Genomic DNA, 7828 nt, shown 5'->3' with positions numbered 1-7828 from the left:
GTTTCGATGATGCTGTATAGGTGAGCGCTTGCTATTGCGCCGCGTGAGGTTTGGCTAAACATCCAGTTCTTACGGCCAATAACAAATGGTTTGATAGCGCGCTCGGCGCGGTTATTGTCGATATTAAGCTGACCATTTTCAAGATAAACTATAAGTTTATGCCATTGATTAGCGAGATAGGTTGCTGCCTCTGCTAACTTGGTTTTCCCGACTAAACGTGGCTGGTTTTGCTCTAGCCATTTATGCAGTTTATCGATAATAGGTTTCGCTTGCTCTTGCCTTATTTCATGCTTTTGTTCTGGTGTTTTATCGTTGAGTTTTGATTCAATGCCGTACAGTTTTTGAATAAGACTCAAGACTACGTCGGCTTTGCCTGTCTTGTTTTTACCCTGCACGTGTTTTGCTTCTATAAATTTACGACGTGCATGGGCCCAGCAACCAACTAGTGTTGATTGCGTTTGTGCATACGCTTGATAACCATCAACCTGTAAATAGCCCGAATAGCCATCCAGATAATTAACCACACAGGAAGCTGCCCGACTATTTTGATAGTCGTAAAGCACAATGTTTGGCATTGAGTTGTGTTTATTTATAGCCGATGGCGAATCCGTGCCGGTACAATATAGCCACATGTAACTTTTTACTTTGTCGGCGTTGACCACATTGACCGTCGTTTCATCGGCATGTATCGCAGGCTGTTTAAGTAACGCGTGTTTCAGTCGTTGTATCAGCGGTTCAAACAAGGTAGCGGATGCGAGTACCCAGTCACTCATGGTTTTACGGCTAAGCTCAATGCCGTATTGCTTGAACATCGACTCTTGTCTGTGCAGTGGCAGTGCATATTGATATTTGCTGGTGATGATTTGACTTAACAAACTGGACGTGGCCATGCCTTTGTTGATGGCCATGTTTGGCATCTTGGCTTGTTTAATACTGTTATTCGACCCTGACTTATCACATTCACGACACGCGTACTTTGGGCGAATATGCTCAATGACTTTTATCTTTGCGGGAACGAAGTCGAGCTTTTCGCTGACGTCTTCACCCATTTTATGCAACTCATTACCACAGCAGTTACACAACTTGTCTTCTTCGGCAATGTCATGAATCACTTGCTCACGGGGTAAGTCTTTGGGTAATGGTTTGCGCTTTGGTGTTTTGCGAGTGTAGATAATCTCTTGCGTAGCAAGCTCATCAAGTTGCTCAATGATGTCTTCGGCTTCATTAAACAATTCACCTTGTGCGTCAAAGACTTCGGCACTTTTACCAAATTGTTTTTGTTGCGCTAGGCGGAATTGTTCCTCTAGATACCGGTTTCTTGCAGTCGCTTGCGCTAATTTTTCAGCGTGCTCTGCCAGCAGCTTTTTAAGCAAAGCCGGATCGTCTGGAAGGCAGTTAACATCAATGTTCATCCTTTTATTTTATAATGTTTTTTACCGTAAACTAGCTTAATGCGATGGTTAATATTGATCCCGCGACGATCTAAATAATGCTAGCGTTTTCGATGTTGATTTGTTGATGCCCTATGACATCATACCCAGATAATAACCAGTGTAATTGTTGCTCGGTTAAGTTTAGGGTGTCGGCGCTGAGGTTTTTCGGCCATTTAAATTTGTGCTTATCGAGGCGTTTATACCACAGGGCAAAGCCTGTGTTATCCCAATACAATATCTTCAGCTTATCTCGGCTTTTATTACAAAAAACAAACACGGCACCGGATAGCACTGACAGTTCGAGTTCACTTTCAACAATGGCCGCTAAGCCATTAATGGATTTTCTGAAGTCGACAAACTGATTGCAAAGGTACACGTCGGGCACATCAATAAACATGTTCATGCTTGCAGCGCCTTTATTAAATTAGCCACCCATGTAGGCTCAGATGAGGTTGGTATAGTTAAATGAGTTTCACCATGAGATAACGTGATTGAGGCATTCACTTTATGGGGAATGGCTTTGTTTTGCACTTTCACCAATTTAGGTGCTTTTGCAGCGTCTTGTAACTTAGACCGATATTTATAAAAGTTTGAAGTGGGTAACATGTTTTCTTTACAAAATGCGACAATAGATAAGCCGCTGGTTTGTTGCTGCTCAATCAATTTTTGCCAGTCATTAAGGGTTCTTTTTTGCATAATACCTCCAGTAGAAACTGACGGTATTTTCAATTAATTAAATCCACTCTGCTAGGTGTCGTTGCTCGGACGCTTACGTTGCAGCAGCCATTTCAATGTCTTTGATGACAACTGCTACCGCACAAGAAAGTTCTGCTTTAGATATTGGTCGTTTAGCATTGGCTGGTTACGGTGACGTAACTTATATAGACCAGCCAAATATGAAAGATGAAGACGGCAATGATATTCAAAATAACGTAGTTGCACGATTTGTTCCTATTTTCTTATTTCAATTATCTGAAAAGATTCATATCGAAGCAGAGTTAGAATTTAGCACTAATGCTGAAGGCGAAACAGAAACGGAGCTTGAATATGCAAACATGCATTATTTCTTTAATGATAATACCATTATTACTGCGGGTAAGTTTTTACTACCTTTTGGGCAGTTTGCTGCCAACATTCATCCTAGTTGGATTAATAAGGCCGCAAGTAATCCTGGTATCTATGGTGGACATGGAGGTAATGGTTCTTTAGCTGGCGTTACCTATATCATGAATGATACTGGTGTTAACGTTTCAAATACTTGGGACCTCGGTGATGCAGGGCGAATATTTACCGACTTTTATGCAGTAAGTGGTCCCCGGCAGGAAGCCGGTGACCATGGTGGCGGTGTAGAAATAGAATCTAAAAAAGGTGACAACAACGACTCGATGGCATTAGGGGGAAGAATCGCTTATGCGTTTTTACCTGAATGGGAGATAGGGATGTCTTATTATAGTGGGGCGTATAGTGACGATGGAGATCTAAATTATAGCGCATATAACATAGACTTTAACTGGATTGGAAGTTACTCCAGTGTTCGAGGGGAAATTTTTGGTTCTACAGCGGAAACAGAAGGTGAAGACGAGGGCGAAGAAGAAGGCCATGGTGAAGAGTGGGTAAAAGACTTCGATAAAAGTGGTTGGTACATTCAAGGAACCTGGCAGGCTAGACAACTAGGTAAGTCGTGGTTAAACCCTGTTGAATTTGTTGTACGTTACTCTGATATTGAATCTGATTTTGATGGCAGTATTGAACATGATTTTGAAGAAGATGGAGGGAAAACCGGAAGTCGAATTTACTACGGTGTAAATTATTGGTTAGAACCTAGTGCAGTATTAAAACTAGGTGCGGAAAGTACTTCAATAGAAAACGAAGAAGCGAGTCATACATCCGTACCTGATGACCGAATTTTCTTACAACTAGCTTTCGGATTTTAAGGAGAACCATTATGAAATCAATAAATTTTGTGTTCACAATTATTGTATTAACTACGAGTGCTTTTTCTATTAAGGCACAACACGTCAATGATCCTTCTTTAGTAGCAAAAGGAGCTAAGGTTTATAGTGAAAATTGTGGTCGTTGTCACAATGCACGTCCCGCTGAAGAGTATTCTAAGAAAGAGTGGTCAGTGGTTATTCCTCATATGAGAGCGAAAGCGCATATGACTGGCAAAGAAGCACTTGCTGTAGAAGCCTTTTTAGCCAGCACATTGACAGCGGATGTTAGACATGCTGAAGAGTATACAAAACCAAATGCCCCAAAAAAGTCGGGAGAGGAATTGGTTACCCAATTTGGGTGTCAAGGCTGTCATCAAATCAAGGGAGAAGGTGGTAAGTTGGGTCCAGCATTAGATGGAGTCGTCGCAAGTAAAGGAGAGTCGTTTGTTTTTAAAAAACTAATAGATCCGAAATTTAACAATGCGGCTTCAGCTATGCCTAAATATCCGATGAATAAGGACGATATTAAGGCAATTATAGGGTTTTTAAAGGAGTAAAAACTTAACTATAGCTGTTGAATAGTTGCGGTAAACATATTGTTTTTAAATATGTTTACCGTTAAATGAAGGTGCAAATAAGAATAGACATTAAATACGCATATCGATTCAACCTTTTTAAGCTGTTAAGCCTAATTTTGGTAGTTAATTCTCCCATTGTTAGCTATTGCATCCTAGGCTTAGCAGTTTTTTAAATCCTTTTAGATTATGACTTGACCTGTGTCTTAGACACAGTTGTAAGCTAAACATAGGTTTTAGAAATACCCTGTTTATATATTTGAATAAGGAATGATGGGATGAAAGTATCTCAGCTTGCAAAAGTATTGAATACAACGCCTGATACAGTCCGCTACTACAGTAGGATTGTAAACGTCCGGTGATCATCACCTAGATATTGATATTCCAAGGCAATAATTGTTCTATGTCTGGCTCAGGCTGACAAAGCTCATCGAGGCAATGCATGATGTAATCAAATGGCGTTAAGCCGTTGGATCTTGCAGTTTATACCGAAAGAAAAACTATGCCGAATCACTTGGCTAGAACCCTATAATACAAAGATACTTGCATATGATTGCTTCGGCATAGTGTGATCTGACTTCTAATAATTAATTTACGGAGAAGGATTATGAGTGTTTCGGCATTTTTCAAGTGTAAAAAAACAATAGCGCGACTTCATACGGGCCCTTTGGGCGTTTATATGAAGGCTTATGCAGAGCATCTAATTACTGAAGGTCACTGCTACCAGAGTGGCGCTCGTAACATTAGAGTTGCTGCTGATTATAGCGCATGGTTAGCCAGTAAAAAGTATAAGGTGACTGATGTTAACGAAGCATCAGTACTACAATATGAAAAATTTAGGCAAAAAAATCGACATCCTTTTTTGTCTGATCACGCAGCTCTTATTAGACTTCTTATAGTGCTAAGAGCGCTCAATGCAACAGCAGCAGCAGCAACGATTGTGTTAGATCATCTGTCGCAGATCATTCAGGACTTTGAACAGCATTTGATGCAAAATCATGGACTTTGTGAAACTTCAGTCATCAGACATCGAATACCACTGAGGAAGTTTCTTTGGCAGTGTTGCCCTGATGGTGTTTCATGCTTTTCAAGCTTAAGAGGACAAGATGTAAGGCAATTTCTAGTGCAACACGCACATGACCAAAGCCCTAGCTCTGCAAAAAATATGTGTTGGACACTACGTGCGTTCGCTAGGTATCTTTTATATAAGGGGTATACAACCTACAATTTGTCTTCTGCTGTACCTAGTATCAGAAGATGGAGCCTAACCACCCTCCCAGAACATCTATCTTCTAACCAAATTCAAAAGGTGCTGAACAGTTGCGACACGAGCAGTGCCGTTGGCTTAAGGGATTACGCAGTACTTATGCTATTAAGTCGGCTAGGACTGAGGGCGAATGAAATAGCTCTGTTGAAGTTAGATGACATCAACTGGCATGCTGGTAACCTCAACATTCGAGGAAAGGGTCGAACGCTTATTGCTTTGCCTTTGCTGCCTGAAGTGGGTGCGGCGCTATCAGATTACTTACAAAACGCACGGCCAAAGACTGATAGCCGTTCAGTTTTTGTACGCTCATTGGCGCCACATTCTCAGTTTGCAAGCTCTGCTGGGATCTCACAAATTGCTAAAGCAGCGTTACTGCGAGCTGAGTTAACACTAAAGCATAAAGGGACTCATATTTTTCGCCATAGCCTTGCAACTAACTTGCTTCAAGCAGGTGCTTCACTGTCCGAAATTGGTCAACTACTTCGCCATAAGAGCCATGATTCGACACGTATTTATGCCAAAGTTAATATTGATGGATTAAGAGCATTAGCCATGCCATGGCCGGGAGTAGCACAATGATCTCCTTACGTAAAATATTACATGAATATGTGGATCTTAGACGCGGACTGGGCCACAAGTTTATTCAACCAGCTAGAGATTTAGAAGGCTTCGTTACGTTTATGGAGCAGTACAGTAGTACTTTTGTCACTACCAAACTTGCACTTGAATGGGCAACCCAATCGCCTGGAAAAAATGCTAGCTGGGCTATAAAACTGGCCTATGTTCGCGGGTTTGCTCGGCACTTGCAAACAATGGACATACACACAGAGGTACCGCCGGTTGGACTTTTATCCTATAGCGGCTCTGCTAAACCGTACATTTACTCTGATATTGAGATACAGGCATTGTTGGAGGCCGCATTAGCTCTTAAACCGGTAAACAAATTAAGGCGCTGGACATACCATTGCCTCTTTGGTCTTTTACCGACAACAGGCTTGCGTATCAGCGAAGCTTTGACTCTCAAACGCCAAGATGTAGATCTTGAGAACTGTATTCTCACTGTACGCGATACAAAGTTTGGAAAATCACGCTACGTTCCCATACATGCAAGTACTCAGCGTATTCTAGTCGAGTATGATCGCCGTCGCGATGAACTTATTAACCCTCCTTGCAGTGAGTACTTTTTGGTAGCAGAGCGCGGTGGCCGTTTATTACCGCAGTATGTTTCTCGTGTATTTTTACGTTTATCACGACAAATTGGATTACGTACCCCAAATGCTAGCTCAGGACCACGGATCCATGATTTTAGACATAGCTTTGCGGTCAATACGCTATTACGATGGTATAGAACTGGAGAAAAGGTAGACACCTTGTTACCAAAATTGTCTACTTACCTCGGTCACAGTTGTGTGCGTGATACCTATTGGTATTTATCTGCCTGTCCAGAGCTACTGGAACTTGCTGCGCGTCGCTTAGAAACACGTTTGGAGGCTGAACTATGAAAGCCACTACCGCATTTCCGTGCTTGCTTGAACGTTGGTTTACTATTCGTTTAATCAATCAAAAACGCGTCAGTCACAACACGATATACTCCTATCGAGACACCTTTCGACTGCTATTGGTGTTTGCAAAAAAACAGCTAGGGAAAGCGCCATCTGCGCTAACGCTAGAAGATATCAACGCAGAATTAGTTAGCGCATTTCTTAATGATCTTGAAGAGCACCGAGTAATCAGTGCTCGCACAAGAAATTTACGTCTGACTGCCATTCATTCATTTTTCCACTTTTTAGAATACGAAGAGCCTGGGTATAGCGCACAAATTCAGCGAGTATTAGTTATCCCTAGTAAACGACATGAGCAGAGGCTGATCCACTTCTTGGAGCGAACGGAAATAGAGGCATTACTGGCAAGTCCGGATAAAACGACGTGGATAGGCCATCGTGATCACGCTCTACTTTTTTTAGCGTTACAGACAGGGCTGCGTCTTTCTGAAATCATCGGGCTCAATAGTACGTCCCTATTTCTTGACCAAGGGGCGCATGTCCGATGTCTTGGCAAAGGTCGGAAAGAAAGAAGTACTCCTTTAACCAAACCTGCTGTTCGTATCATGAAAACTTGGCTGTTAGCGCTTCCTGGTATGGAAGAGGATATACTGTTTCCAACAATACGCGGCAATCGTCTTAGTGCAGACAGTGTGCAGTATTTAGTAAAGAAACATGCTGCTAATGCCAGTATTCAATGTCCATCGCTGAAGCAGAAGCATGTAACACCTCATGTGCTTCGACACACCGCAGCAATGGAGCTGCTTAGCGCAGGTGTTGATACCACGGTAATAGCGATGTGGCTTGGACATGAATCTACACAAACGACACAAAGATACTTACATGCTCATATGGCACTGAAGGAAGCAGCATTAGCGAAAGTAGCGCCATTTAATAAGCACAGTGATCTTCACTATAAACCGAGCGATAAGTTGTTAGGTTTTCTCACCAGCTTGTAGTTCTAGGATTAAACTATGCCGAATAGAAACTGGATCCTTACAGTCAAATGACAGTAATACCAGCACACTTATGAAATTGGGCAGCATGTGTTCGGCATAGTTTTTCTTTCGGTATAAAC

The 7828-nt window shown here is 41.9% G+C and carries 8 protein-coding genes; 5 read left to right on the top strand and 3 right to left on the bottom strand.

Going from position 1 to position 7828, the window contains the following annotated elements; translation table 11 throughout:
* From L641_RS0101780 to L641_RS22110, 3 genes are all read right to left on the bottom strand, one after another.
* The coding region (locus L641_RS0101780; RefSeq protein ID WP_024600959.1) for an IS66 family transposase at window positions 1–1412 on the bottom strand (1412 nt) is incomplete at its 3' end.
* 70 nt (window positions 1413–1482) lie between these two features.
* Window positions 1483–1836: an IS66 family insertion sequence element accessory protein TnpB gene (gene tnpB / locus L641_RS0101775; RefSeq protein ID WP_024596033.1), complete on the bottom strand. Its 354-nt coding sequence runs from the start codon at window positions 1834–1836 to the stop codon at window positions 1483–1485.
* Window positions 1833–2129, bottom strand: a complete 297-nt coding sequence (locus L641_RS22110) for a hypothetical protein (protein WP_024596032.1) — start codon at window positions 2127–2129, stop codon at window positions 1833–1835. The genes tnpB and L641_RS22110 overlap by 4 nt, the downstream gene beginning before the upstream one ends.
* Before the next feature lie 95 nt (window positions 2130–2224).
* Between L641_RS22110 and L641_RS0101765 the strand changes: the two genes are divergently transcribed.
* The 5 genes from L641_RS0101765 to L641_RS0101745 all read left to right on the top strand — a co-directional run bounded on the left by L641_RS0101765 (window position 2225) and on the right by L641_RS0101745 (window position 7709).
* Entirely contained in the window at window positions 2225–3367 is a 1143-nt protein-coding gene (locus L641_RS0101765) for a hypothetical protein (protein ID WP_024600958.1), read from the top strand.
* 11 nt (window positions 3368–3378) lie between these two features.
* Window positions 3379–3924: a cytochrome c gene (locus L641_RS0101760; protein ID WP_008133170.1), complete on the top strand. Its 546-nt coding sequence runs from the start codon at window positions 3379–3381 to the stop codon at window positions 3922–3924.
* Between the two features lie 625 nt (window positions 3925–4549).
* The gene (locus L641_RS0101755) at window positions 4550–5788 is read left to right on the top strand and encodes a site-specific integrase (RefSeq protein ID WP_024600955.1); all 1239 of its coding nucleotides are present in this window, start codon (window positions 4550–4552) and stop codon (window positions 5786–5788) included.
* Entirely contained in the window at window positions 5785–6711 is a 927-nt protein-coding gene (locus L641_RS0101750) for a tyrosine-type recombinase/integrase (protein ID WP_024600954.1), read from the top strand. Before L641_RS0101755 ends, L641_RS0101750 begins: the two co-directional genes overlap by 4 nt.
* Entirely contained in the window at window positions 6708–7709 is a 1002-nt protein-coding gene (locus tag L641_RS0101745; RefSeq protein ID WP_024600953.1) for a tyrosine-type recombinase/integrase, read from the top strand. The genes L641_RS0101750 and L641_RS0101745 overlap by 4 nt, the downstream gene beginning before the upstream one ends.
* The last annotated feature ends 119 nt before the right edge of the window (window positions 7710–7828 follow it).

It is taken from the genome of Pseudoalteromonas sp. TB41 (assembly GCF_000497975.1).
GTDB classification, from domain to species: domain Bacteria; phylum Pseudomonadota; class Gammaproteobacteria; order Enterobacterales; family Alteromonadaceae; genus Pseudoalteromonas; species Pseudoalteromonas tetraodonis.
This window is presented reverse-complemented; position numbering and strand designations above follow the sequence as displayed.